Source organism: Acinetobacter sp. NIOH-H-8, assembly GCF_046635365.1.
In the GTDB taxonomy this organism is placed as follows: Bacteria; Pseudomonadota; Gammaproteobacteria; order Pseudomonadales; family Moraxellaceae; genus Acinetobacter.
Genome location: NZ_JBHDVN010000012.1, coordinates 21,757 through 47,100, shown reverse-complemented (window position 1 = coordinate 47,100; position 25,344 = coordinate 21,757). Strand labels below are relative to the sequence as shown.

The following is a 25,344-nucleotide window of genomic DNA, read 5'->3' as shown; positions in this document are numbered from 1 at the left end:
CGCCAAATTAGACTTCCCGCTACTCTCCTGAATGTGTAATGAAGATTACATCATTAGCGTAATAACAAAAGATGCATGAGAATAACCGGAGAATAAGTATGTTAAAAAAGATTATGCTCGCTGTGGTATTGGCAACGGGTTCTGGTATGGCGATGGCGGATAGAGATGTAGGTTGTGGTATTGGTAGCCAGGTATGGGCAGGCCAGTCAGGCATTATTCCTAAGCTGCTTGCAGGTACAACAAACGTGCTGTTTACTAACCAGTGGCTAGGTATTACTTTCGGTACTTTAGGATGTAGCCAGGGCGGTACAGTAACGGCTCAAGTTGTGACTTTTACCAATGAAAATGCCGAAGCATTGGCACGTGATATGGCAGTAGGTGAAGGTGAAAGCCTGAATGTACTGGCTGAACTGCTAAATATCAGGGCAGAAGACAAAGCACGTTTCTTCACTGTATCTAAGCAGAATTTCTCTGAAATCTATTCAGAAGAAAATCAGAATACTTTACAAGTATTAAGTACTCTACAAACAGTCATGGCTAAAGATGAAGTATTAAAAGCTTATATCTAAGTATCGCTGTAAAAACCCTGCTGTCCTGGCAGGGTTTTCTTATAAATAAAAACTGAAAAGAACCGTAGACTGAATGAAATATGCTTTTTTGCTCTCAGCCTTGCTGTGGAGTCCGCTAAGTTTTGCATCCGAAATTTCTCCAGATATTCACGCTTATCTAGAACAAGCCACACAAAAAAAATTGCACCAGACTTCGACCTGGAAGCGTTTGATGTATGCCAATGCTGAAGGAAAAAGTGAAGTTAGTTATGCTGGCTATTTCCTGGCAAAGCAGGGCAAGACAGAGCTGCAACTTGAATTGGAGCAAAATATACAGGCATTGTTTGAGCCCGCAGAACCCAATCAGTCTGTACGATGTAAATTCCCGGCACGTAGTCAGTGGTTAATGCAACAGCTGAATATTTCTGAACAGCAACTGCCTGAAGCGAGTTGCCCGGATTTTGATCGCTGGATGAATGAAGTCAAGCCTTATCAGGCGACCCTGATTTATGCCACCGATTATATGGGCAATCCCAGTTCCATGTTTGGTCATACTTTGCTGCGTCTGGATCCCAAAGACCAGCAGCAACTGAATCTGGTTTCTTATGCAGTCAATTATGCTGCTACAGTTGATAGTAATGATAACTGGTCCTTTGCCTGGAAAGGGCTGACCGGACAATATCCGGGTGAATATTCCTTGATGCCATATTACCGCAAAGTCAAGGAATATGGTGACTTTGAAAGCCGTGATTTATGGGAATATGAACTTAATCTGACGCCTGAAGAAACCGGGTTTCTGGTGAAGCATCTCTGGGAAATGCAACAGGTAAGTTTCCCTTATTATTTCATTAATGATAACTGTGCCTATCGTCTATTAGGGCTTTTTGATCTGGTGCGTCCTGAACTGAACTTGCAGCAGCAATTCGATACCGCCGCGATTCCGGTCGAAACTTTAAAAGTTGTGGAACAGCAGGGACTGATCAGGCAGAAGATTTACCGCCCGGCACTGGAAACCCAATTGCTGGCTCAAGCTCGGCAACATGGCAAATCCTTGGCAAAAACTGCGCATCAGGTGGCTTATGCAGAAACCTCTGAAATGGAAGCCATGCTGCAACATTATCCGGCTGAAGATCAGGCCAAGATTCTGGAAATGGCCTATGACCATTTATATCTGGATTTTCTTCGTCAAGAAGTCGATGAATCTTTTGCCCAGCCGCGCTTTCGCAAATTATTGGGCCTAAGAAGTCAGCTGGCGATAGACAAACAGCGTCAGCAGCCAGAGCGTCCAAAAATAGATCCGGTTCAAAGCCATCATGCCCGAAATATCGTTCTTGAAACTGGGCAAGTACAGGGTGAGACTTTTGTGCAGCTCGGTCATCGTCAGGCTTATCATGACTTTATGGATCCGCAAGGCGGACTGCGTACAGGAACACAATTATTATTCCTGGATGGTGCATTGCAATACCGTGATGACCGCGTGAAGCTGGAGCACCTGAATCTACTTACAGTGAATTCCTATAACCCGATCAATGCATTTAAAGCGCCGTTATCTTGGGGTTTTAGTTTGGGCTGGAAACAGGAAGCACTGGATCAGCATGGCCAGTTTAGTACCGAGCAGCAGCATGGCGTAGCCAATTTTCAGGTTCAGGGTGGCTATAGCTGGGCAAATGAAGCACGTGAACATCTCTGCTATGTGCAGCTACAAAATCATGTGCAGGCCGGAAAAGCGCTTGACAAAGGATGGCGTGTCGGTATGGGGCCAACGGTGGGTTGTCAGAATATCTGGACGGATCAGATCAATAGTCTGGTACAGGTGGAACTGCCGTATTGGGAAGATTCTCATCAGTGGCAACTGAAGTTGAAAAACCAGTTGCAATATGCCTTGAATGCACAAAATGCCATTCGGGTGGGCTGGGAATATCAGCAACAGGAATCGAAAGGCTGGGAAAAATGGAGTCTGGGCTTAGTCCATTATTTCTGATTTGGTTAACATAACCTCGAATATTGAGTAAATTAATTTTATAGATCAAATGACTTGTATTTGAATGTTTAAAATAAATTCATGTTCGGAGACTTCTACCGATATTATCAAAGATTGTATTCAGTAATTGGGTTAAAATGCCTGAATATTGTTGTATTTGTCACATAAGATCACTGCGAATCGCAAAGTATCGGGAAAAGTTATATGAATAATGAGTGTATGGCTATGCTCGCGGAGCAGTGGGAACAGAACTGTCAAAATTATTCATCGGATGATTTGCTACACGCATTTCAGTTTATTCAAGACCACTCTTCGGTACTGGTAGAAGAATTCTATAAAAATATGCTTCTGGAAGAAGAAGCATCTCAATATTTTACCGATGAGCTGATTCAGCAGCGTCTACGCGATACTTTACATCAGTGGCTTTCAGAAAGTTTTAGTGTGGCGCTAAATAAGCGTTATGCAGAGGCCGTGCAAAAACAGAATATTGTTGGACATGTGCATGCACGGGTCGGGATTCCATCCTGGCTGATTATGCGCGGTGTACGAGAAATTCAGCGCAAAATATTTGAATTGCTAAGTTTAAATCCGCAGCCAAACATGCTAACTACCTGTAGTTATATTGTACAAATCATGGGGTTTGCCACAGAAATTATGTGTCGTTCCTATGAGGCGAAATCAGTTCAGAATCAGGAAATGAAGCACAGTTACCGGGTATTTTCTGCAATGCAGGATGTCGCGGTACAAAAAGATAAGCAGCGCAGTTCATTGCTGGATTGGGAAAATGAGCTGATGTTCAAGGTCTTTTCTGGCACTACGGGCATTAGACATCAAATGCTGTCCAAGTCAGAATTTGGCTTATGGTTTATTCATAAGGCGTCTTATGCCTTTACCGGTTCCGATCAGGTCGATTTAATTATCGAGCGAATTTATCAGATCGATACGCTGAATCAGGCAGTGCTGGAATGTACTGAAAAAGATCAGATGCTGAATCTGATTCAAAGTATTCGTGACTTAAACCGTGAAATACAGCACTTGGTCGATCAATTATTCCAGGTTGCAGATTACATCGAATCTGGAAATGACTCTCTAACCCAGTTATTGAATCGCCGTTATTTAAATACCATTATTTCACGTGAAATCAATTTCTCTCGTGATAACCAGACACCATTATCCTTGCTAGCGATTGATGCCGACTTCTTCAAAGCCATTAATGATAAATATGGTCATGCAGCCGGCGATCTGGCCTTAAAATTTATTGCTGATGCCTTACAGAAATATATTCAGGGCAGTGACTATGCATTCCGTGTCGGTGGGGAAGAATTCCTGCTGCTACTAGTCGATTCCGATGAAAGACGCGCACTGAATATTGCTGAAAATATCCGTACATATGTAGAGCATGGCTTGATCAATACGTCTCAAGGACAGCAATTTAGACTCACGGTTAGTATCGGCTGTGCGTTATTTGATGGTCATCCGGATTACCAACGATTCCTGGATGCCGCAGATGCTGCACTGTATATGGCTAAAAATACAGGGCGTAACAGGGTCTATCTGGCGCAACCTTCTCAAATTCAGGGCACACAAAAAGCGTCTGTCTAATTTAAAATTTGCTGCTGAATCGCAGCCTGAAATTGCTGTTTTTGCCGTACATATTCGGGATGGACTTTGGCTTTATCCCATTTTTGTTTAAATATTTTCGCTGCAGCAGCTTTAACCGGATCTTCAGAACTGCGCGGCAATTCCTCACGCCCATGCGCACCACTTAAACCCTTTTTATCATCTGGAACCGGACCATCGTATTTTTTGCCGCCTTTATGATTGGCATAACGTCGGGCGCGGGTATAACCCATTTGTAAAAACTTGCGTGCCATATCGGCCCCGACGAAATCTTCATGTTTTAAATATTCTAGAAACAGGGCATAAATTTTTTCACTACTGGCTTGGGCTTTTTCAGCATCTGCAAAACGCCAGTGGGGCAGAATTTCCGACTTATAAGGCTCTACTAAAAGCACGCCTTGCTCACCGTGTCCGATCCGGTATAAGTCCGGCCGTTTACGGAAATCAATTTTCTTAAAATCCAGACTATAGTCAAAACTATTTGAATGAACACGTGAAGGGCGTTTAGGCGGACCAGGCTGCTTTTCACTCATGGCTGTTTCCAGAATTTATATATTTGGATCATGCAGCTTTCTAAACAAAAGGTCTGTATTTAAACATGGCAGGAAATGTAGTCAGGAAATTAATTATGCAGCATCAATTTGTTTATTTTTAAAACTAGGGAAGTTAAGTTAATGAGACAACTTTTTGAAAAGAATGTAGGGATAAAATTTTAAGAAATTGAATGAATACGTAGAAAAGTTAAGGAATTGATTGCAAAATTCCTTAACTGATGAAGATATTGAATTCGTACTTATCTTTTAACTTTCTACCACGACATAATATTTTTTAACGGCTTCAACCACTTCAAAAGTGCCAATAAAACCGGGTGGAATAATGCCGGCTTCACCTGCTTTGATTTCAACAAAGGATTGTCTTTGAGCATCATGTAAACGGACGATCCCTTCGATTATCTGAAAGAATTCCTGTTTATTCTCGGCAAATACGATATTCCACGCACCCACTTCACATTGCCAGATTCCGCAATCCATATTGGGATGTTGATAGGCACTCTGGGTCAGGCGTTTAGGATTGCCTTTAACCAGCCGGTCTGGCCGAGGATAATCGATACTTTCTTCAGCTTGGCCTAAACCTTGACCCGCAATCCAAATAGATGACATTTTCGTAACCTCACCGTGTAAAAAAGCCCCAATATCAATTGAGGCTTTCATGTATGAATCTATATTAATAACTTTCTGGTACAGCGCCTAAAAACTCACGGCGGACTTCTTTATCGGTTTTAAAGTCACCGATAAATGACACCGTACGCGTCGTCGATTCCTGTTTGCCAACACCACGCATCATCATACACATATGTGCTGAATCAATCATCACAGCCACACCACGTGCATTGGTGACTTCAGCAACCGCTTCTGCGATTTGCTGGGTCAGATTTTCCTGAATCTGCAAACGACGGGCAAACATTTCAGTAATTCGGGCAAATTTAGACAGCCCCAATACCTTGCCTTCAGGTAAATAGGCAATATGTACACGGCCATAAAATGGCAATAAATGGTGTTCGCAGAGTGAATAAAATTCGATATTTTTCACTAAAACCATTTCACGGTTATCTGATGGAAAAACCGCACTATTGGTCACTTCTTCCAGAGTCTGGCTATAACCTGAGGTTAAATACGAAAACGCTTTCGCAGCACGCACGGGCGTATCTTTGAGACCAGGGCGATTGAGATCTTCACCAACGGCAGTAAGAATGTTTGCGTAAGATTGCTGCATAGTCATATGACGTATTCACTTAAACTGAGAATGAACAAGGACGGCATTGTAGCAGAAATCTTTTACAATGCCTTATTTTGGGGGTAAATCCGCTTACTGTTTAAACTTTGGATTTTTTTCTGCACGTTTTAGCAAAACTAAAACTGCACCAGTGCCACCCTGTTTTTCAGGCGCACTGACAAAGGCCAGAACATCACGGTGCTGACGTAGCCAGCCGTTGACATAAGTTTTTAAGATTGCTTCTGGCCCTTTGCCATGTACGATCTTGATCACGTTCTGGTTTTCATCTTTAGCGATCTGGATAATCTGAAGCACAGCCTGACGTGCCTGTTCGACCGTACAACCATGCAGGTCGACAGCTTCGAACCAGCGCAGATTGCCTGCTTTTAAATCTTCAAAAACCTTATGCTGCAAGGTCGCAATGCGGTAGCTTAAGCTCGCTTGACTGCCAACCGGATTGAGCATGGCTTGAGTATCAGACAGGACGGTTTCATCGGTATGCATGGGGCCTTCGGCAGCAGCACGCTTGGCCAAAGTTTGCGCATCGACTTTTTTCTTGGGAGATTTTTCTATTTTCGCAATATTGCCGGCATCAATTTTTTGTACGCCTTGCATCTGCTTGCGAAATAGATCGAGGTCTTCCTCCTGTTCCTGCTCCGCTGTTTTCACGACAGGGGCAACAGGTTCAGCCTTAGGCTGAGGATGACTAATTTGCTTTTTAAGATCTTTGAGTAAATTGTACTGATCTTTAGAAAGCGAAGAATCGTGTTTGCTCATAATCTGGAAACGGGGGAGATACTGAATTTGGTAAATTATAGTCTTAAATGACTGAAAGGAGAAATGAATTGCACTAAATACAACATATCCCAAACCCAGCATTAATTTCTCAATAGTTTTCTAAGATTGTATAGCTTGATGAACTTTAAATAGAAAATAATTCATGAATATTCTCCTTTTATCATCTTAACAGTTGCCTCGATGGAACATCTCTCTTTAAATATAAATCAATCAAACCTGGAAAATAAAAAAATGAGTTATTCAGGCAGTTGTTTGTGTGGCGATGTCCAGTTCAAAGTAAATACGAATATTCAGGCCATGTATCATTGTCACTGCAGTTTATGTCGTAAACAGAGTGGTACGGCCGCAAATGCAGCAACTTTAGTTCATCAGCAATATTTTGAATGGACCTCAGAACAGACTTCAATTTCCTGCTATTAAAAAGAGACCGGATTTCGTTCTCATTTTTGTCAACACTGTGGCTCGCCTGTACCGAATCAGGTAGGTACAATTGCATTGATCTGGATTCCTTTAGGGCTTCTGGATCAAGCACCCAAAATTCAGCACAGACTGAGTTTTTGTCTGAACTCGAAGGTGGATTGGGCAGATGAAATCAAGGCGGATGAGTCCTATTCTGAACTGCCAGAATTTGAAAAATTAATCTCTTATTTTGATCATTCAACTCAGTATTAAATGAATTTGGTTAATAGAAATAAAAAAAAGCCCCATGCTGAGATGGGGCTTTTTTTATACTTAATATTTTAAACCGATTCAGGCTCACCGAATAAATCACGGAAAGCATGATCTGGGCGTGGCTGTTTCATGAAACTTTCACCGACCAGGAAAACATGAATATCATGTTCCTGCATCATCGCAACATCAGCAGGGGTTGCGATACCGCTTTCAGTGACCAGCAGGCGTGAAGGATCCAGTAATCTTTTTAAACGTAGTGATGTATTCAGGTCGACATCAAAAGTTTTTAAATTACGGTTGTTCACACCCAGCAGACAACGATCAGAAAGTTTTAAAGCACGTCCTAATTCTTCTTCATCATGCACTTCAACCAGTACATCCAGATTATGCTCAAATGCGGTTTTAGACATTTCCTCTAACTGCTGATCAGACAGACAGGCCACGATCAGCAAGATACAGTCTGCATGTAGTGCACGCGCTTCAATCACGCTATAAGGATCGATCAGGAAGTCTTTACGCAACGCAGGCAAGTCACAGTGCGAACGGGCGATCTGAATATTTTCATCAGCACCCTGAAAAAAATCCACATCAGTCAGTACAGATAAACAGGCAGCGCCGGCATCCTGATATTGCGCCGCAATTTCTGCAGGATTGAAGTTTTCACGAATCACGCCTTTGGACGGAGAAGCCTTTTTAATTTCAGCGATTACACCCGGACGTTTAGACATTAAAGATTGAGCAAAACCACGTACAGGTGTCGCGCCTTGAGCTAACTCTTCTATATCCTTATAGCTTTTCTGCTTCAAACGAAGAGCGAACTCTTCTTTCTTACGATCAACAATTTTACCCAAAATTGTATTTGCAATATCAACCATGATTCAAATTCCTGACCGTATTAAGCTTCATATTGTTTGATGGTTTTGGTGAATTCAGACAGCACGCTCATTTTTTCCAGTGCCTGGCCACCATAAATAATATCGTGTGCCAATGCCACACCTTGCTTATAGCTTGAAGTCAGGCCTGATACATAAATACCAGCACCGGCATTTAGGGCAATCATATTGGCAGCCTTATGACCGATCTCAGATTTCTTCTTGCCTAAGGCATCTTTAATCAGAGCCAGACTTTCTGCTGAACTTTCAATAATTAAGCCAGTTAAGGTTTGCGATTCAATGTCGACCTGTTCAGGAATGATTTCCCATTCAGTGATTTCACCGTTTTTCAGCTCAGCCACATGCGTCGAAGAAGCCAGACTGATTTCATCTAAGCCATCACGTGAATGTACGACCATGACATGTTCAGCACCGAGCTGTTTCATGACTTCTGCAATTGGGCGGCAAAGTTCATTGGAAAATACCCCGATGACCAAACGTTTTACGCCGGCCGGATTCGTAAGCGGGCCGAGCAGGTTGAAAATACTGCGAATACCCAGTTCTTTACGTGGACCAATCGCATATTTCATGGCTTTATGATGATTCGGTGCGAACAGGAAGCCCACACCAATATCACGGATACAGCGTTCGGTTTGCTGCATATTCAAATCAAGATTAATACCTGCCTGTTCCAGTAAATCTGAAGAACCTGATTTGGTAGAAACACCACGGTTACCATGTTTGGCAATCGTTGCACCAGCTGCTGCAATTACAAAGGCTGAAGCGGTAGATACGTTAAACAGGTTTTGTCCATCACCGCCTGTACCGACGATATCCACCAGATGAGGGACATCACTGACATCAATTTTGGTTGCTAGTTCACGCATGACACGTGCTGCAGCAGTAATCTCGTCAATACTTTCGCCTTTCAGGCGTAGACCCATGAGCAGAGCACCGATCTGGGCATCGGTTGCTTCGCCAGACATAATGGTGCGCATCACGTCTTCCATTTGTTCCTGAGTCAGGTGAATGTTTTTAGTAATATTGCTTAAAGCTTGTTGAATATTCATGACTTGCGTTTTGCCCATTATGCGTAAATTTCAAGAAAGTTTTTAAAGATTTGATGACCATGCTGGCTCAGGATTGATTCCGGATGGAACTGCACACCTTCAATCGGTAGTGTCTTATGTTTAATTCCCATGATTTCTTCCATAGAGCCATCTTCTTCATTGGTCCAGCAGGTCACTTCCAGGCATTCAGGTAAAGTGGCCTGATCAATCACCAGCGAGTGGTAACGCGTCGCAGAGAAAGGATTCGGCAAGTTGCTAAAAATGCCTTTGTCGCTGTGATACATGTCAGACAAACGACCATGCATGACGCGTTTGGCACGAATAATATCGCCGCCAAAAGCCTGACCAATACTTTGATGTCCCAAACAAACACCGAGCAGGGGAATCTTGCCGCCAAAATGCTGAATGGCAGGAATCGAAATTCCTGCTTCACTTGGCGAACATGGACCAGGACCAATCACCAGATACTTGGGTTGCCATCGCTCAATATCCTCCAATGTCACGGCATCATTGCGGACTACTTTTACTTCTTGATTCAGTTCGCCAAAATACTGGACGATGTTATAAGTAAAGGAGTCATAGTTGTCGATCATTAGAAGCATGAGCTTAACCTATTGAAATTATTGCACTTAACTGTGCTAAAGTGATCCAGATTGAGCTTTATTGGGACTTGTTGCAAGTCTAGGGAATACACGACTAAATCGTTGATTTCATTGTGTGAAAATAAAGCACGCCTCATCATAGCAAAAAATAGCCACATCGGGCGCAATAATTTTTCAATTTTCAGCCTGGTGATTAGCTCACAGCCTTTTAAATATTTTAAATGTGTGTATAAGTAATTAACTGATGAAAAGTAAGTTTAAATAAATATTGCAGTTATTATTTTTTTAAATTAATAATAAATAAGTTTTAAATGATTAAAATAATGATGCTGAAAAAAACATCATTTGAATAATAATGCATGGGATAAATCAAATAATAAGATCGACAATTTGAATAAAAGTGACTCAAAATAGTGATCTTTTTAAGTACATAAACCTACATATTGCGCTTTGTAACTGATAAAAATTAACCAGAATTAAACGAAATTGAATATTTTTTAAACTAAATTAGCATAAAAGCGCAAATCTACACTGAAAAGCGCTCCTATTCTTACCTAATATGAAAACGTCGCACTATTTAGGTGCGCTAAAAAAATACCTGCAACAAATCTCAGGAAGAATGCTTGAATATAGTGCATTTAGTTTAAGTCACAGTATAATAGCGACAAGGTATTTTTATCTTCCTATGTTTTCTTATAAAGATTTCAAGATTTTAGATATACTTTTAAAAGTTGGTACGCTAATTGCTTAATAGATACCAACTTCTAACACGCACTTTGCGAGTGCAACAAAAAACATCGGAGCAAAATGAGCATGGCGAACAAGGTCCTTCAACTCATACAAGAAAGTGGCGCGAAATGGGTCGATTTTCGCTTTACTGATACCAAGGGTAAAGAACAGCACGTTACTTATCCAGCAGACAGTATTGATGAAGATACGTTTGAAGACGGCAAAATGTTTGACGGTTCTTCAATCGCAGGTTGGAAAGGCATCGAAGCATCGGACATGATCTTACGTCCAGATGCAGAAACAGGTTTCATCGACCCGTTCTTTGCAGAGCCAACTGTTGTTGTGACTTGTGACGTTATCGAACCATCAACTGGTCAAGGTTATGAACGTGACCCACGTTCGATTGCTCGCCGTGCAGAAGAATACCTGAAATCTACAGGTATCGGTGATACTGCATTCTTCGGTCCAGAACCAGAATTCTTCGTATTTGACGAAGTGAAATGGGACATCGACATGTCTGGCGCTCGCCACACATTGATCGCTGAAGAAGCTGCTTGGTCTACTGGTAAAGATTACGAAGCAGGTAACTCAGGTCACCGTCCACGTGTTAAAGGTGGTTATTTCCCAGTTCCTCCTGTTGATTCTCATCAAGATATGCGTGCAGACATGTGTGCAAAAATTGAAGAAATCATGGGCCCAGGTCGTGTAGAAGTACATCATCACGAAGTTGCATCTTGCCAGTTAGAAATTGGCGTGAGCTTCAACACAATGGTTCGTAAAGCTGACGAAGTACAACAGTTCAAATATGCTGTTTGGAACGTTGCGCACCAATACGCTAAAACTGCAACCTTTATGCCTAAACCAATGGTAGGCGATAACGGTTCAGGTATGCACGTTCACATGTCGATCTCTAAAGATGGCAAGAACCTGTTTGCTGGTGATGAATATGCAGGCCTTTCAGAAATGGCATTGTACTTCATCGGTGGTGTGATCAAGCATGCTCGTTCATTGAATGCGATCACTAACCCATCTACAAACTCATACAAACGTTTGGTACCGCACTTCGAAGCACCGATTATGCTTGCTTACTCAGCGCGTAACCGTTCAGCTTCTATCCGTATTCCTTACGTTTCTAGCCCTAAAGGCAAACGTATTGAAGCACGTTTCCCTGATCCAATGATGAACCCGTACCTAGGTTTCGCTGCATTGTTGATGGCGGGTATCGACGGTATCCAAAACAAGATTCACCCAGGTGAAGCTGCTGACAAGAACCTGTACGATCTTCCTCCTGAAGAAGAAGCGAAAATCCCTACAGTGGCACACAGCCTTGAAATGGCACTTGAATCTCTTAAAGAAGATCATGACTACCTGCTTAAAGGTGGCGTGTTTACTAAAGAAATGCTTGATGCTTACATCGAACTTAAGACTGAAGATGTTCGTCGTCTGAACACGACTACTCACCCAGTTGAATTCGACATGTACTACAGCCTGTAATTCTGATCTGAATTTCACTGTAAAAAAGACCCGCCTTTGTGCGGGTTTTTTTGTATGATGCTGTTATTGATCAAAGATATGAAGTTATGGCACAACGTAAAAGACATACCGGCTTTTTTCCCTGGACTGATCCTCAGGATCATAGCAAAGGCTTTAAACTGAATTTTTCTGAAGTGACCTATGTAGAAGTAGCGCGTACACCTGAGGGTTATAAGCAGGTCGAGTTTGTGGCATTACGTAATCCTGAGCTGGCTCTGAACTATGACTATCCACAAAGTTTTTATCTCACCACAGATGGCATGATTTTGAAAAAGCTGCCAAGTGGAAAGTATGAAGTCATTGCCAAGACAGATAATGCCTAATCGTGAAGTTGATAACGTTGTGAGTGTAAAATTTAAAAATCTGCATGGACCGCATATACCCGCCGCGCTTCGAGAATGGCTGTATGCCTCGGGATCATTGACGCAGCAGTTAACAGATCTGGCCGGTGGACAGTTTCGGGTAGAACCACAGCAGGAACATTTTCAGCGTCTGGAATTTGTAGATTCCCGTTGGATGCAGATGCCACATCAGCATACGTCCTGGGTGCGGGAAAGCTATTTATATGGCTGTGAAGAGCAGCCGTGGGTCAAAGCAAAAAGTATATTTCCGATATTAAGCTTGCAAAAACGTGCGCGGATTTTTCAGCACATTGGATCGAAGCCGATTGGCTGGCTATTATTCCAGCGGACCAATCCACAGTGTGAGCGACGTGTGATTTATCTGGAAGAGGGTTGGACCCGTCAGAGCTGCTATACTTGGCATGGTTGTAAATTTATTGTACAAGAAACATTTTTACCGGCATTTGAACACTTTATACAAAATCAACAGGCTTAACTTGATATGGCAACTGCACAAGCAATTACCTGGCGTGAACGTCTGAGCGCCTATTATTATCTTTGTCGTTTTGATAAGCCAATTGGCACAGAGCTGGTCTTCTGGCCGACCATGTGGGCGCTATGGGTCGCAGCAAAAGGAATCCCTGATCTCAGTATTCTAGTGCTGATGATTCTAGGTGTAATTTTTATGCGCGCAGCGGGCTGTGCCATTAATGACTTTGCCGACCGTAAAGTGGATGCGCATGTCGAGCGTACCAAAACCCGTCCCTTAGCCACCGGTATTATTAGTGCTAAAGAAGCAGTGATGGTCTTTCTGGTGCTCGTCGCAGCCAGTGCCTGCCTGTTATTTTTCCTGCCGATTGAAACCTTTTACTGGTCCTTTGGAGCCTTGTTTTTAGCGTTCATTTATCCGTTTATGAAACGCTATACCCATTTGCCGCAGGTATTTTTGGGAGCTGCATTTTCCTGGTCCATTCCGATGGCTTATACCGCTGTCGGGCAGACACCAGACCTAACCTGCTGGCTTCTCTATTTTGGCAATCTGGCCTGGACCGTGGCGTATGATACGCAATATGCAATTACCGATCGTGAATATGATTTGAAGATTGGGGTAAAATCCACAGCCATTTTATTTGGTCAGCATGATATTCAGATCATTAGTACCTTACAGGTTCTAAGTCTGGTCTTGATTGGCACGGCATTATGGATTGAGGATTTGCTTGTTCCATTTGGCCTGATGGGGCTTCTAGCCGTCGCAATTGATTTTATTTATCAATGGTCAAAAACTCGAGATAAGGACCCGCAGCGCTGTTTCTGGGCTTTCCGTCATAACCGTTGGGTGGGGCTGATGATTTTCCTTGGAATCTTTGCCGCGCTTCTGTAACTGCACCTTGTCGATTCATAACAAAAGCATCCTATAAGGGTGCTTTTTTTTATGCTTAATTCAAGATTCTTCATGAAAATCATAAACAACAATAAGGGATTAGAATATGAATAATGTAGTGAAAAACGGTTTCAAAAAAACCTGTCTGGCAGTGGTATGTTCCATGTCATTGTTCATGACTGCGTGTAATGACGATGATAATGATTCGTTCCGACCCCAGGAAAGGGTATTTTTAAGTCAACAATCTTATGATGAGGATACCTTGCCTGAAGCATCGGATATTCAAGTCATACGCTATAATATGCCAAACGTAAATGGTGAACGGGCTGAAGCGACAGCCATGGTGTTTTATCCAAATACATCTCAACCTCAAGACGGATGGAGGGTGGTGGTTTGGGAACATGGCACGGTGGGTAGCGGTGATTCTTGTGCACCAAGTAATAACCAGCTGAATAATAATTTTAGAGGACTGGCCAGCAGCTTGCTTGCACAGGGATATGTGATTGTTGCACCCGATTATGAAGGATTAGGTACTCGGGGGATTCATCCTTATTTAAATTTAAAGAGTGCTGCACAATCGGCTATCTATGCAGTAAGAGCCTTTAAAGAACAACAAGGAAATCGATTTAATGGTGCATGGGTCTCAGTGGGACAATCCCAGGGAGGACACGCATCACTTGCAACAGCCCAGTTTGCCGATGAAGATCCAAATTATAAGGCGGCAGTTGCAGCAGCTCCGGCCTCAAGTCTGGGCTATATTATCAGTGAAGTAGCACCGCAAGCGCTTAGTGCTTTGGTTGAGGCTGGACAAGATAATGCTGCGAAAGCGGTCTATGCAGAATTATTGGCATATGCGGCTTATGTGGCTGTAGGGATTAAAGCTTATGAACCAGGCTTTAACTATCGCAATATATTTTCAAGCCGTGCAGCGATTGTGGCTGAAAAGGCAGAAGGCACGACTGGAGAAAATGGACTTTGTTTAGGGCCACTGATTACTGAATATATGCAAGATATTGATGATTATCTGGTGAATAATCCGGAAAAAACAGTCGTGGACTATCCGGGATTAGTAGAAAACTTCCAGAATAATTCGTCGGTTGAAAAGTTCCTTCAGAATAATCAGCCTGCAACTGAAAAAATTAATGTTCCTGTGATGATCATTCAAGGTACTGCAGATATGGCTGTTCCGTATCCAGTAACAAATACTTTACAACAGGGCTTGAAAGATATGGGAACCACAGTGAATTTTGTAGAGGTAGAGAATGCTTCACATACCGAGGCCATTGTACAAAGCAGAACCCAGCTGCTGACCTTCATCAATACCTATATGCCCTCAGGTATTTCTGTCAGTCCTTAATCCTAAAAGGAGCTTCGGCTCCTTTTCTATTCCTTGTGATACTAGGCCTTGAGCAATCATTCAAGTTTGTTATAGTGACTCAGGATTATAGGTTATCAGTATAGGCTTGTTATGTCGGAACAGACCAAACCCCGCAGTATCAAAAAACTGCTTATCTTTGGAACCCTAGCTTTATGTGTGCCGATTTTTTTAGTGACGATGGCATTTCTGGCAGTTAATAGCGATGCGAAAAATCAGGAAAAATATAAGCAGCAACAGGCAGATATGATTGCCCGGATTGAAGCGCGTGAAGCGGCTGAAAAATCAAAGGCAGAGCAGGAGACTCAAGCAACTCAAGCTGCTTCCGAAGCTGAAACAAATTCCTCTCATTAAACTATTTATCTCAAATCTCTTTGAAGCTGCCGGATCGTTGGAATTTCAGTGTAGCGGATGACTGTGTAGCCGGCAGCAATCAGCATCGCATCGCGTTCCGCATCTTCCTGTTCCTTGCCAATATGGCTAGGGTCATCCAATTCTATAATCGCCACCACATTATATTCCCGGTCCATCACCACAAAATCGGTCACTTTGCGGTTGAACTTGCTGCGCATTTTCATATTGTCATGCGTAATCAAAGCACTAAATGCGACCTGTGCAAGAATATGATGATGCGGAAAAGCATCTTTCAGGCGAGTAAACATTTTGCTTTCGAAAGCTGTAATGACACGCTTGGGATAGAATTTCTTCTGGCGGGTAAACAGATGAGGGAAGAGCAGGCAAATTAAGGCAAAGCTTGCCAGACAGCCAATCACAAAGAATATAAACTGACTCAAATCAAACACGGATCATAAAAGAGAAAAGAATAAAAAAACCCACTTCGTAATGAGTGGGTTTTTTCAGAATCTTGGCTCTCCCACCTGGGCTCGAACCAGGGACCTGCGGATTAACAGTCCGTCGCTCTACCGACTGAGCTATGGGAGAATAGATTGGCTCTCCAACCTGGGCTCGAACCAGGGACCTGCGGATTAACAGTCCGTCGCTCTACCGACTGAGCTATTGGAGAATCTGATGCGCATTTTAGGCAGGAAAACAAAGACCGTCAATCAATTCCTGTAAAGAAATGAATCATTTGCTTTTTTAATATGCATCTTAGACCTAAAAATAAAAAAATCACCCATGAAGGGTGATTTTTTAAGCTGGAAATAAAAAATTATTTCTCAACACCAGCAGGTTGACCAGCATATTTCGCGTTTGCGTAATCCCAGTTCACCAGGCTTTCTAGGAAAGTAGAGATGTATTTAGGACGAGCGTTACGGTAGTCGATGTAGTAAGCGTGTTCCCAAACATCGATTGTCAACACAGCAATTTTACCGTGTGCCATTGGAGTGTCAGCATTTGAAGTTTTAAGGATAGACAGGTTACCGTTTACTTCATCAGCAACTAACCAAGCCCAACCTGAACCGAACTGAGTTGCAGCAGCAGTTGCGAACTCTTCAGCGAATTTTTCGTAAGAACCGAAAGCTTCGTCAATTTTTGCAGCCAAAGCGCCAGTTGCTTTACCGCCACCGTTTTTAGTCAAGCAGTTCCAGTAGAATGTGTGGTTCCATACTTGTGCAGCGTTGTTAAATACACCTGCTTTAGATGAATCACCAGCAGTTGCTTCGATGATTTCTTCTAGAGTTTTGCCTTCAAGCTCAGTACCAGCGATCAGGTTGTTCAGGTTAACCACATAAGTATTGTGGTGTTTGTCGTGGTGGTATTCTAAAGTTTCTTTGCTGATGTGTGGAGCAAGAGCGTCGTAGTCGTATGGTAATGGTGGTAAAGTAATGGTTGTCATGTTTTCAATTCCTTGCATTTTGCTGGGTTTTGACAATAAGTGGCGTTATTGTAATAGATTCTTAGGCAAAAATGGGACTGTGTATAAATAACAATACAGAATAAAGCCTGAAAATTTAAAGATAAAGCCACTCATCTACTTGCCAATCGAAATTAAATCGGATTGTTTAATTCGAAATAACTATACTCAATATTAAATTGTTCTGAAATAGCTTTAGCCAGACGTTGTACACCATATTTTTCAGTGGCGTGGTGGCCGCAGGCATAATAATGCACATCCAGTTCCTGAGCATCATAAAAAGTACGTTCACTGACTTCGCCAGAAATATAAGCCTCACAGTCTTGTGCCGCCGCTTTATGAATATAATCCTGTGCACCACCAGTACAGAAACCGACTTTTTGAATCAGGCTTTTTCCGGCAGGTAAATGCAACACATCATAGCCAAGTCTTTCTGATACATAGGCCTTGAATCCTTCTGGCGTCATGGCCTGTTTTAAATAACCAATATTCCCAATTGGACGGCGCTCACTCGGATCAAGCTGTTCCAGGTTTTCCAGTTCCAGCAGGTCTGCAATCGCAATATTATTTCCCAGAGTTGGATGGCTATCTAAAGGCAGGTGATAACCAACAAGCGAAATATCATTTTGGATCAGGCTTTTAATTCGTTTACCACGCATCCCGGTAATCGGGTAGGCTTCACCTTTCCAGAAATAACCATGGTGAACCAATAGTAAATCAGCACCTTGTTCAATCGCAGCTTCGATCGCAGTTTGGGAGGCAGTAACGGCACATAAAATTTTATTGACTTCAGCGCGGCCTTCGATCTGTAAGCCATTCGGTGCATAGTCCTTAAATTCGGAAGATGCCAAAGTCTGATCGCACCAGCGGATAATCTCGTTTAAATTCGCCATAAAATTCCTGTCAGTTGATGAACTTGCCAATTCTTATTTATATGTCCAATTGTAACTAAAGCAGCACAAATCTCTGTGGATTTTTTTGTGTTTAGTTATGTATTTGGCATTACAATAGGATACAAATTACTTAGTCATCAACGAATTAAAATATTTTAGAGGATAGCAAAGTGCGCCGCACCTTTACATGGTTACCTTGGGTGTTACTGATTTTAGTCATTATCGGTTTTTTGGGGTGGCAGCAGCTGCAGAAACCTAAATCACCGATTGCGCCGGATGGCGTAAAAATGCCTGCTGAAAAAGTAGAACCGTTGATTGATACTTCGCGTTCTGGAGGGGTTGTCTCCTATAGTGCCGCCGTGAAAGTCGCAGCACCTGCGGTGGTGAATATCTTTACCACACAAAAAGTAAAACAGCAGGCGCATCCTTTACTGACAGATCCAGTCTTCCGTGAATTTTTCGGTGATCAGTTGCCAGACCAGTTTGGTCAAAGTCCAAATGAAAACAGTTTAGGTTCAGGTGTTATTGTACGTCCTGATGGTTATATCCTGACCAATAACCACGTGATTGCACAGGCAGACCAAATTGTAGTGGCCTTGCATGATGGACGCCGTGCCGAAGCCAAGGTCGTGGGTACAGACCCGGATACGGATTTGGCTGTAATCAAGATCGAACTTGAACAATTACCAGTTTTGCCATTCAAACTCAGTGGCAATGAAGTCGGTGATGTGGTTCTGGCTATTGGTAACCCGTTCGGTGTCGGTCAAACCGTGACTCAGGGGATTATTTCTGCGACAGGCCGTTCTGATCTGGGCATCAATACCTATGAAGATTTTATTCAGACAGATGCTGCGATTAATCCGGGCAACTCGGGGGGTGCATTGATTGATGTTGCCGGTAACCTGATCGGGGTCAATACAGCAATCTTCTCGCAAACAGGTGGCTCACTAGGGATTGGTTTCGCGATTCCAGCTAAAATCTGTCAACAGGTGATGAATGCAATCCTGAAAGATGGCCGTGTCGTTCGTGGCTGGCTGGGTATCAGTCTATTGCCGACTGAACGTAATGATGTACTGCAACCTAAAGAATCAGGTGTAGTGGTCGCTGAAGTGCTGGAAAATGGACCTGCAGCAAAAGCTGGCATCCAGCGTGGTGATAAAATCATCAAAGTGAATAATGAAGTAATTACTTCTGCCTCACATCTGATTAATTTTGTTGCTTTACAGGCACCAAACAGTACTGTTCAGATTGAAGTAGAACGCGCTGGAAAAACCATGACACTGGATGTGGTGATTAGTGAACGTAAAACGCAAAGCAGTTCTTCACAATATATTCCTTTACCAGGTCAGTAATTTTTTCTAAAAAATCCCTCCATGTGAGGGATTTTTTTATGCACGATTTATTTACTATAGATACAAAACAAAAATATTTTATGTGAATTAAATCATTTAACTTCATTGAATAAAAATCAAAAAGAGTAAAGAACAATGAGTTTTATGACTGCAGATCAGGCCAAAATTTTATCGGACGTGGCTAATTTAAATATTGAAATGTACAAGCCACGTTTGGCTCAACTGATTGAAGACAATGCCCGACTAGGCAATACCGCTGTGCTAACGGTATTTCCCAAACATTTACCCTTGGAAGAAATCCGTGGCCTTTCAGCAGAGCTGACTGAGCTCGGTTATAACGTGCGCTTTGAAGTGCAGGAATTTTATTATAGCTTTAATGTCTACTGGCTATAATTTTATCAATTGTTCAAAAATACTTCTGTTCAGGCATATATCTTGCAGTATTCATCTCATAGTTAAAATATGAGAGTGATATGTCTTTATCTATTCATCTTGCAGCACAGACAGATGCACCTTATGTGGTGCTTTCATCCGGACTGGGCGGGCATGCCAGTTTCTGGAATCCTCAAATTAGAGTTTTACAGCAGCATTTTCATGTAGTCACTTATGATCAGGAAGGCTGTCATTCAGATTCTGAACTCTTGCCCATGCCTTATTCGATCGACCATATGGCCTGCCAGATTCTGGATTTATTGATCAATGATGGTATTCGAGAGTTTCATTTTATCGGGCATGCATTGGGCGGACATATCGGCATGCAACTGGCGACCTATCAAACTGAAAGAAAGTTTAAGCTGCTCAGTCTGACCATGTTAAATGCCTGGGGAGAGCTGGATGCCCATACGCAGAAATGTTTCGAGGCACGGACTTCGTTATTGGTGAATAGCGGGGCAGAGGCATATGTGAGAGCACAGGCTTTATTTCTTTATCCGCCGCAGTGGATTTCAACCCATATTGATCAGTTAACCGAAGCAGAAAATAAGCAGCTCCTTGACTTTCCACCGATCCAAAATGTTCTGGCACGCCTACAAGCCGTGCAGGCTTTTAAACTGAACGCAGAACATCGTCAGGCACTCAAGGATATTCCTGTGCATTTGCTTGCTAACCAAGATGATTTTCTGGTGCCTTATCAGCGATCACAACAATTACAACAATGCCTGCCGTATAGTCACCTCAGTTTGCTTGATACAGGTGCACATGCATCTACCGTGACCGAAACGGATCAGGTGAATCAGCTGATCCTTTCCTTCCTGATTTCCACTTAGTTTGAAGATTTTTTAAAAGCCAGACCTCGTGTCTGGTTTTTTATTTTTTCTAATCAATCATTTTTGTAGCATCAGCATGGTTTTTACTTCGAATTGATGCATGAACTGCAAATGCACAAATTGGTACGAGTGCACTTGAATGAAACAGTATGTGCAAAATTGACTCATAGGTAAAAATAGTTATTTTACTAAAAATTCAAAAAATAAAATATTAAGTGTTTGATAAATAATAAATAAATATAGTTGGCACACGCTTTGCAATGTCTATCGTGTAAATAAAATTCCCCGAAGTGGAATCAGAATTTTGAATAAGTGTTAAAAATAATGAGGTGTGAAAATGAAAATAGGTGTCTTCTGTCCAATCGGAAATAATGGCTGGTTACTCTCTGAAAATGCACCGCAGTACATGCCGACTTTTGAGTTAAACAAACAAATCGTAAAGCGTGCTGAGCACTATGGTTTCGATTTCGCACTTTCCATGATCAAGCTACGTGGCTTTGGTGGCAAGACTGAATTTTGGGAACATAACCTGGAAACGTTTACCCTGATGGCAGGTCTTGCTGCTGTGACCAGTAAAATTAAAATTTTCGCAACTGCCGCAACTCTGGTAATGCCACCTGCAATTGTCGCGCGTATGGCATCAACCATTGATTCGATTTCAAATGGCCGTTTTGGTCTGAATGTCGTGACTGGCTGGCAGCCACCTGAATATACCCAAATGGGTATGTGGCCAGGTAATGACTATTTTGGCAAACGCTATGAATATCTGTCTGAGTATGTACAGATTCTTCGTGAACTTTGGGCGACTGGTAAATCAGACTTTAAAGGCGAACATTTCCAGATGGAAGACTGCCGTGTCAGCCCACGTCCACAAGCCGACATGAAGATTATCTGTGCAGGTCAATCTGATGCAGGTTTAGAGTTTTCTGCACAATATGCTGACTATAACTTCGTGTTTGGTAAAGGCCTGAATACTCCAACAGCTTATGCAGAAATTAATGACCGCCTCAAAGAAAAAACAGATGTGACTGGCCGTGATGTACAGACTTATGTGCTATTTATGGTGATTGCTGCAGAAACCGATGAAGAAGCGCAAGCCAAATGGCAGCACTATAACGACGGTGCCGACATGGAAGCGATTAACTGGCTGATGAATCAGGGTGGTAAAGATACTACTTCCGGGACAGATACCAATATCCGTCAAATGGCTTCTAGCGTATCTCCAGTCAATATCAATATGGGTACGCTGGTGGGTTCTTATGAAAATGTGGCACGAATGTTGGATGAAATTGGCGAGATCAAGGGTACTGAAGGTGTGTTACTGACTTTTGATGATTTTATTCAAGGCGTTGAAGATTTCGGTCAAAAAATCCAGCCATTAATGAAATGCCGTGACCATATTGTCATTGAAGATGCAGCACCAGTTCTGGAGAAAAGCGCATGAGTAAATCAGTCGTAACAGCCGGTTTTACGGAAAAACTCGGCACAGGGAAAACGCTCAAAGCGGAACCGGAAGCGATCTGTCTTGTACCAGAACAGACAGCCTTGATTGTGATTGATATGCAGAATGCTTATACCTCGCAAGGCGGCTATTTGGATCTGGCGGGCTTTGATGTCTCAAAGACCAAGCCAGTAGTGGAAAATATTAAAAAGGCCGTTGATGCCGCACATGCAGCCGGTATTCAGGTGATTTATTTCAAAAATGGCTGGGATGCAGAATATAAGGAAGCGGGTGGTAAGGACTCTCCAAATTTCCATAAATCCAATGCCTTAAAGACCATGCGTAAACGTCCTGAATTACAGGGGCAATTGTTAGCAAAAGGTGGCTGGGATTTTGAGCTGATTGATGAGTTAAAGCCACTGCCACAAGACCTGGTGATCGAAAAGCCACGTTATAGCGGTTTCTTTAATACTGCGCTGGATAGCATGTTACGTGTCCGAGGTATCCATAATCTGGTCTTTGTCGGGATTGCCACCAACGTGTGTGTGGAATCGACGCTACGTGATGGCTTCTTCCTGGAGTATTTCGGTGTCGCACTTGCTGATGCCTGCCATCAGGCCGGTCCAGTCGAAGCGCATGAAGCCAGTCTGTATAACATCAAGACTTTCTTTGGCTGGGTATCAGATACCAAAAATTTTGTCGATACTTTTCAAAAAGAAAGTGAGTCACTAAAAGAAACTAAATTAGCTGTAAGCGCATAAAGAATTAAAGAACAGAATTAAGGAAAAAATAGTATGCCTAAAGAAATCATTATTCCAGCAGGAACATCGAAACCATTAGCACCGTATGTACCGGCAACCAAGGCAGACAATATCGTGTATGTATCCGGTACATTAGCTTTTGATGAAAATAATAATGTGGTGCATGTCGGTGATGCCGCAGCACAGACCCGTCATATTCTGGAAACTATCAAGCGTGTGATTGAGGAAGCAGGCGGCAGTATGGATGACGTGACCTTTAACCATGTCTTTGTCAAAGACTGGGCAGATTATGCTGCGATTAATGCAGTGTATGCAGAGTATTTCCCGGGAGATAAGCCGGCACGGTATTGCGTACAGACAGGTTTGGTCAAACCTGATGCGCTGGTCGAAATTGCTTCGATTGCCCATGTATAAGCCGATCCACCTGATTCAATCTCATTACTAGATGCCCCAGGTCTGAAACTGAATATTGACTTGGGGGCGGGAGAACAGCATGAATGCCAAACTATCTAAAATCATCACAGAAACAGTTGCAGAAAATAACGCATTAAATAAGGTTTTGGCGACTAACGCATCAGATGACATCTTTACCCAAGTTGATCAGCAGATTTTCCGTCAAGGCATGTCCAATCTCGGGGCTGCAGTCAATGTCATTACCACGCAAGGTGAGGCAGGACAGGCAGGATTTACTGCCTCAGCCGTATGTAGCGTGACGGATACACCACCAACGTTGCTGGTGTGTCTGAACCGTTCTGCTTCAGTTTATGAAACCTTTAAAAAGAATCAGGTGTTGTGTGTGAATACCCTGGCATCACATCAACAACATCTTTCCAATCTGTTTGGTGGAAAAACACCAATGGCAGAGCGTTTCAGTCAGGGGAACTGGAAAACTTTGGTGACCCAGTCACCTGTACTTGAGGATGCCTTAGTCAGTTTTGACTGCGAGGTGGTCCAATGTTTATCCGTAGGCAGTCATGACGTGCTGTTCTGTGAGGTGAAAGCGATGTGCCAGAGTCAAGGCAATGCGCTGATGTACTTCAACCGTTCTTACTGTGAGCCACACAAAATGTGCTAATTCAATTCAATCCTAATCAAGGAGGGGAAGCCGATGCAAGAAAAAGAAACGTGGTTTCCAAAATTTAAGCCTTACCAAGGCAATCTCGATACCACACCCGTGCAAACAGATGAATATCTGCCTGCTGGAAAAAGTATTATTCTCGGGTTGCAGCATGTGTTTGCCATGTTTGGCGCAACCGTGCTGGCACCCTTATTAATGGGGTTTGATCCCAATCTCACGATTTTCATTACTGGGATTGGGACCATTTTATTTTTCCTGATCACGGGCGGTCGATTGCCTAGTTATCTGGGATCAAGCTTTGCCTTTATTGGTGCGGTCGTCGCAGTGACGGGTTATTCAGGGGTTGGAGCCAATCCAAATATAGGATTAGCCCTTGGCGGTACGATTGCTTGCGGTATTGTCTATGCCTTGATTGGGCTACTGGTGATGAAAACTGGTACCAACTGGATTGAAAAACTGATGCCACCTGTAGTGACAGGCGTGATCGTGATGATCATCGGTTTGAACCTGGCGCCCGTGGCGATTAAGAGTGTTTCAGCGAACCAGTTTGATTCGTGGATGGCTTTAATCACGATTATCTGTATCAGTGTGATTGCTGTGTTTACCCGAGGAATGGTACGCCGTCTATTATTGTTATTGGGCTTATTATCTTCCTACCTGATTTATTTCCTTTTCACCAATGTGATGGGCTTCGGACCTGCGATTGATTTTACCAAGGTCAGTGAAGCAGCATGGTTTGGTTTGCCGAATTTCCAGAGTCCGGTCTTTGAAGTGAATGCCATGCTGATGATTGCACCAGTGGCAATTATCTTGGTTGCAGAAAATCTAGGGCACTTTAAGGCAGTCTCTGCGATGACCGGTAAAAACCTGTCTCCATATATGGGTCGTGGTTTCTTTGCTGATGGGGTGTGTACTTCATTGTCCGCTTCTGTCGGTGGTACGGGGATGACCACTTATGCCGAAAATATCGGTGTAATGGCAGTCACCAGAGTTTATGCAACCACTGTATTTATCTTTGCTGGTATCTTCGCAATTTTACTCGGACTTTCGCCTAAATTTGGCGCAGTGATCAGTACCATTCCAGTGGCCTTGTTGGGTGGTGCATCGATTGTCGTATTTGGTCTGATTACTGTGGCTGGTGCGAAAATCTGGGTAGATAACCGTGTTGATTTCACCAAGAACAGTACGCTGATTATTGGTGCAGTCTGTCTGATCATGGGTACAGGGAACTATAGCTTGCAGATCGGTGGTTTTGATCTGGGTGGTATTGGTACCGCAACCTTAGCCGCAATTCTATTGAATCTATTCCTGAACCGTGGTGAAGATAAAGAATTACCAGCATCTGAACCAGCTGAAACTGTAACCGAAGTTGAGGCTAAGCCAGTCGTTTAAAATGAGGAGCATTTTTTGAGTCATACAATTGCATTTTTAGGACTCGGGGCA

Annotated in this window: 27 protein-coding genes, 2 tRNA genes and 1 pseudogene; 18 read left to right on the top strand and 12 right to left on the bottom strand. The window is 42.8% G+C overall.

Annotated elements, in window-relative coordinates; translation table 11 throughout:
* The first annotated feature begins 98 nt into the window (after nt 1-98).
* From ACEWB7_RS07155 to ACEWB7_RS07145, 3 genes are all read left to right on the top strand, one after another.
* Entirely contained in the window at nt 99-569 is a 471-nt protein-coding gene (locus tag ACEWB7_RS07155; protein WP_034701772.1) for a DUF3015 family protein, read from the top strand.
* A 73-nt stretch (nt 570-642) separates the two neighbouring features.
* Nucleotides 643-2,529 carry a DUF4105 domain-containing protein gene (locus ACEWB7_RS07150; protein ID WP_411580547.1) on the top strand — a complete coding sequence of 629 codons (1,887 nt, stop codon included), beginning with the start codon at nt 643-645 and terminating at the stop codon, nt 2,527-2,529.
* A 204-nt stretch (nt 2,530-2,733) separates the two neighbouring features.
* Nucleotides 2,734-4,131: a diguanylate cyclase gene (locus ACEWB7_RS07145; protein ID WP_034701776.1), complete on the top strand. Its 1,398-nt coding sequence runs from the start codon at nt 2,734-2,736 to the stop codon at nt 4,129-4,131.
* Here ACEWB7_RS07145 and ACEWB7_RS07140 read toward each other — a convergent pair.
* The 4 genes from ACEWB7_RS07140 to ACEWB7_RS07125 form a co-directional block, all read right to left on the bottom strand.
* Entirely contained in the window at nt 4,128-4,682 is a 555-nt protein-coding gene (locus ACEWB7_RS07140; protein WP_312318565.1) for a DUF4385 domain-containing protein, read from the bottom strand. The two genes, ACEWB7_RS07145 and ACEWB7_RS07140, sit on opposite strands and share 4 nt — an antisense overlap.
* A gap of 267 nt (nt 4,683-4,949) precedes the next feature.
* Entirely contained in the window at nt 4,950-5,309 is a 360-nt protein-coding gene (locus ACEWB7_RS07135; protein WP_034701913.1) for a cupin domain-containing protein, read from the bottom strand.
* A 64-nt stretch (nt 5,310-5,373) separates the two neighbouring features.
* Nucleotides 5,374-5,922 carry a GTP cyclohydrolase I FolE gene (folE, locus tag ACEWB7_RS07130; RefSeq protein ID WP_171064799.1) on the bottom strand — a complete coding sequence of 183 codons (549 nt, stop codon included), beginning with the start codon at nt 5,920-5,922 and terminating at the stop codon, nt 5,374-5,376.
* 93 nt (nt 5,923-6,015) lie between these two features.
* On the bottom strand, nt 6,016-6,699 hold the full coding sequence (locus ACEWB7_RS07125) for a Smr/MutS family protein (protein ID WP_034701915.1): 684 nt from the start codon (nt 6,697-6,699) through the stop codon (nt 6,016-6,018).
* A 252-nt stretch (nt 6,700-6,951) separates the two neighbouring features.
* Between ACEWB7_RS07125 and ACEWB7_RS07120 the strand changes: the two are divergent.
* Nucleotides 6,952-7,392 (top strand): annotated as a pseudogene (locus tag ACEWB7_RS07120) (GFA family protein).
* A 68-nt stretch (nt 7,393-7,460) separates the two neighbouring features.
* On the opposite strand, the gene trpC reads toward ACEWB7_RS07120, so the two are convergent.
* From trpC to ACEWB7_RS07105, 3 genes are read right to left on the bottom strand one after another with little or no spacing between them, the layout of a single operon-like run.
* Nucleotides 7,461-8,267, bottom strand: a complete 807-nt coding sequence (gene trpC / locus ACEWB7_RS07115; RefSeq protein ID WP_034701780.1) for an indole-3-glycerol phosphate synthase TrpC — start codon at nt 8,265-8,267, stop codon at nt 7,461-7,463.
* 20 nt (nt 8,268-8,287) lie between these two features.
* Nucleotides 8,288-9,334, bottom strand: a complete 1,047-nt coding sequence (trpD, locus tag ACEWB7_RS07110; protein WP_034590018.1) for an anthranilate phosphoribosyltransferase — start codon at nt 9,332-9,334, stop codon at nt 8,288-8,290.
* 17 nt (nt 9,335-9,351) lie between these two features.
* On the bottom strand, nt 9,352-9,936 hold the full coding sequence (locus ACEWB7_RS07105; protein WP_004782771.1) for an anthranilate synthase component II: 585 nt from the start codon (nt 9,934-9,936) through the stop codon (nt 9,352-9,354).
* Nucleotides 9,937-10,743: 807 nt separating this feature from the next.
* Between ACEWB7_RS07105 and glnA the strand changes: the two genes are divergently transcribed.
* The 6 genes from glnA (at nt 10,744) to ACEWB7_RS07075 (ending at nt 15,649) form a co-directional block, all read left to right on the top strand.
* Nucleotides 10,744-12,159 carry a type I glutamate--ammonia ligase gene (glnA, locus tag ACEWB7_RS07100; protein ID WP_171064793.1) on the top strand — a complete coding sequence of 472 codons (1,416 nt, stop codon included), beginning with the start codon at nt 10,744-10,746 and terminating at the stop codon, nt 12,157-12,159.
* Nucleotides 12,160-12,245: 86 nt separating this feature from the next.
* On the top strand, nt 12,246-12,521 hold the full coding sequence (locus ACEWB7_RS07095; protein ID WP_034702896.1) for a hypothetical protein: 276 nt from the start codon (nt 12,246-12,248) through the stop codon (nt 12,519-12,521).
* Nucleotides 12,514-13,035 (top strand): chorismate--pyruvate lyase family protein, encoded by a 522-nt coding sequence (locus ACEWB7_RS07090; RefSeq protein ID WP_034702843.1) that lies wholly within the window; start codon nt 12,514-12,516, stop codon nt 13,033-13,035. Before ACEWB7_RS07095 ends, ACEWB7_RS07090 begins: the two co-directional genes overlap by 8 nt.
* Nucleotides 13,036-13,041: 6 nt before the next feature.
* Nucleotides 13,042-13,920 (top strand): 4-hydroxybenzoate octaprenyltransferase, encoded by an 879-nt coding sequence (gene ubiA / locus ACEWB7_RS07085; protein WP_034702847.1) that lies wholly within the window; start codon nt 13,042-13,044, stop codon nt 13,918-13,920.
* A gap of 106 nt (nt 13,921-14,026) precedes the next feature.
* Nucleotides 14,027-15,277, top strand: coding sequence for an alpha/beta hydrolase family protein (locus ACEWB7_RS07080; protein WP_312308861.1), 1,251 nt, complete (start codon nt 14,027-14,029; stop codon nt 15,275-15,277).
* Between the two features lie 111 nt (nt 15,278-15,388).
* Nucleotides 15,389-15,649 (top strand): hypothetical protein, encoded by a 261-nt coding sequence (locus ACEWB7_RS07075; protein ID WP_034702851.1) that lies wholly within the window; start codon nt 15,389-15,391, stop codon nt 15,647-15,649.
* Nucleotides 15,650-15,654: 5 nt separating this feature from the next.
* Here ACEWB7_RS07075 and ACEWB7_RS07070 read toward each other — a convergent pair whose 3' ends face one another.
* The 5 genes from ACEWB7_RS07070 to ACEWB7_RS07050 form a co-directional block, all read right to left on the bottom strand.
* A complete protein-coding gene (locus tag ACEWB7_RS07070) occupies nt 15,655-16,098 on the bottom strand; it encodes a DUF2726 domain-containing protein (RefSeq protein ID WP_034702854.1) in 444 nt (147 codons plus the stop codon).
* A gap of 63 nt (nt 16,099-16,161) precedes the next feature.
* Nucleotides 16,162-16,237, bottom strand: a tRNA-Asn gene (locus ACEWB7_RS07065).
* Nucleotides 16,238-16,243: 6 nt separating this feature from the next.
* Nucleotides 16,244-16,319: transfer RNA gene (locus tag ACEWB7_RS07060), tRNA-Asn, on the bottom strand.
* Between the two features lie 147 nt (nt 16,320-16,466).
* A complete protein-coding gene (locus ACEWB7_RS07055; RefSeq protein WP_005234867.1) occupies nt 16,467-17,093 on the bottom strand; it encodes a superoxide dismutase in 627 nt (208 codons plus the stop codon).
* 152 nt (nt 17,094-17,245) lie between these two features.
* A complete protein-coding gene (locus tag ACEWB7_RS07050) occupies nt 17,246-18,004 on the bottom strand; it encodes a Nif3-like dinuclear metal center hexameric protein (protein WP_034702857.1) in 759 nt (252 codons plus the stop codon).
* 170 nt (nt 18,005-18,174) lie between these two features.
* On the opposite strand from ACEWB7_RS07050, the gene ACEWB7_RS07045 reads away from it, so the two are divergent.
* The 8 genes from ACEWB7_RS07045 to rutG all read left to right on the top strand — a co-directional run bounded on the left by ACEWB7_RS07045 (nt 18,175) and on the right by rutG (nt 25,293).
* Nucleotides 18,175-19,356, top strand: coding sequence for a S1C family serine protease (locus tag ACEWB7_RS07045; RefSeq protein ID WP_004782756.1), 1,182 nt, complete (start codon nt 18,175-18,177; stop codon nt 19,354-19,356).
* Nucleotides 19,357-19,491: 135 nt separating this feature from the next.
* The gene (locus tag ACEWB7_RS07040; protein ID WP_005234869.1) at nt 19,492-19,749 is read left to right on the top strand and encodes a hypothetical protein; all 258 of its coding nucleotides are present in this window, start codon (nt 19,492-19,494) and stop codon (nt 19,747-19,749) included.
* 80 nt (nt 19,750-19,829) lie between these two features.
* On the top strand, nt 19,830-20,621 hold the full coding sequence (rutD, locus tag ACEWB7_RS07035; RefSeq protein ID WP_034702860.1) for a pyrimidine utilization protein D: 792 nt from the start codon (nt 19,830-19,832) through the stop codon (nt 20,619-20,621).
* 337 nt (nt 20,622-20,958) lie between these two features.
* Nucleotides 20,959-22,065, top strand: coding sequence for a pyrimidine utilization protein A (rutA, locus tag ACEWB7_RS07030; protein WP_034702863.1), 1,107 nt, complete (start codon nt 20,959-20,961; stop codon nt 22,063-22,065).
* Complete coding sequence (rutB, locus tag ACEWB7_RS07025) at nt 22,062-22,823, top strand: pyrimidine utilization protein B (protein ID WP_312309456.1); 762 nt, start codon at nt 22,062-22,064, stop codon at nt 22,821-22,823. The genes rutA and rutB overlap by 4 nt, the downstream gene beginning before the upstream one ends.
* Nucleotides 22,824-22,856: 33 nt before the next feature.
* The gene (gene rutC / locus ACEWB7_RS07020; protein WP_004646493.1) at nt 22,857-23,237 is read left to right on the top strand and encodes a pyrimidine utilization protein C; all 381 of its coding nucleotides are present in this window, start codon (nt 22,857-22,859) and stop codon (nt 23,235-23,237) included.
* Nucleotides 23,238-23,382: 145 nt separating this feature from the next.
* Nucleotides 23,383-23,898, top strand: coding sequence for an NADH-dependent FMN reductase RutF (gene rutF / locus ACEWB7_RS07015; protein ID WP_373683632.1), 516 nt, complete (start codon nt 23,383-23,385; stop codon nt 23,896-23,898).
* Nucleotides 23,899-23,931: 33 nt separating this feature from the next.
* On the top strand, nt 23,932-25,293 hold the full coding sequence (gene rutG, locus ACEWB7_RS07010) for a pyrimidine utilization transport protein G (RefSeq protein WP_034702869.1): 1,362 nt from the start codon (nt 23,932-23,934) through the stop codon (nt 25,291-25,293).
* The last annotated feature ends 51 nt before the right edge of the window (nt 25,294-25,344 follow it).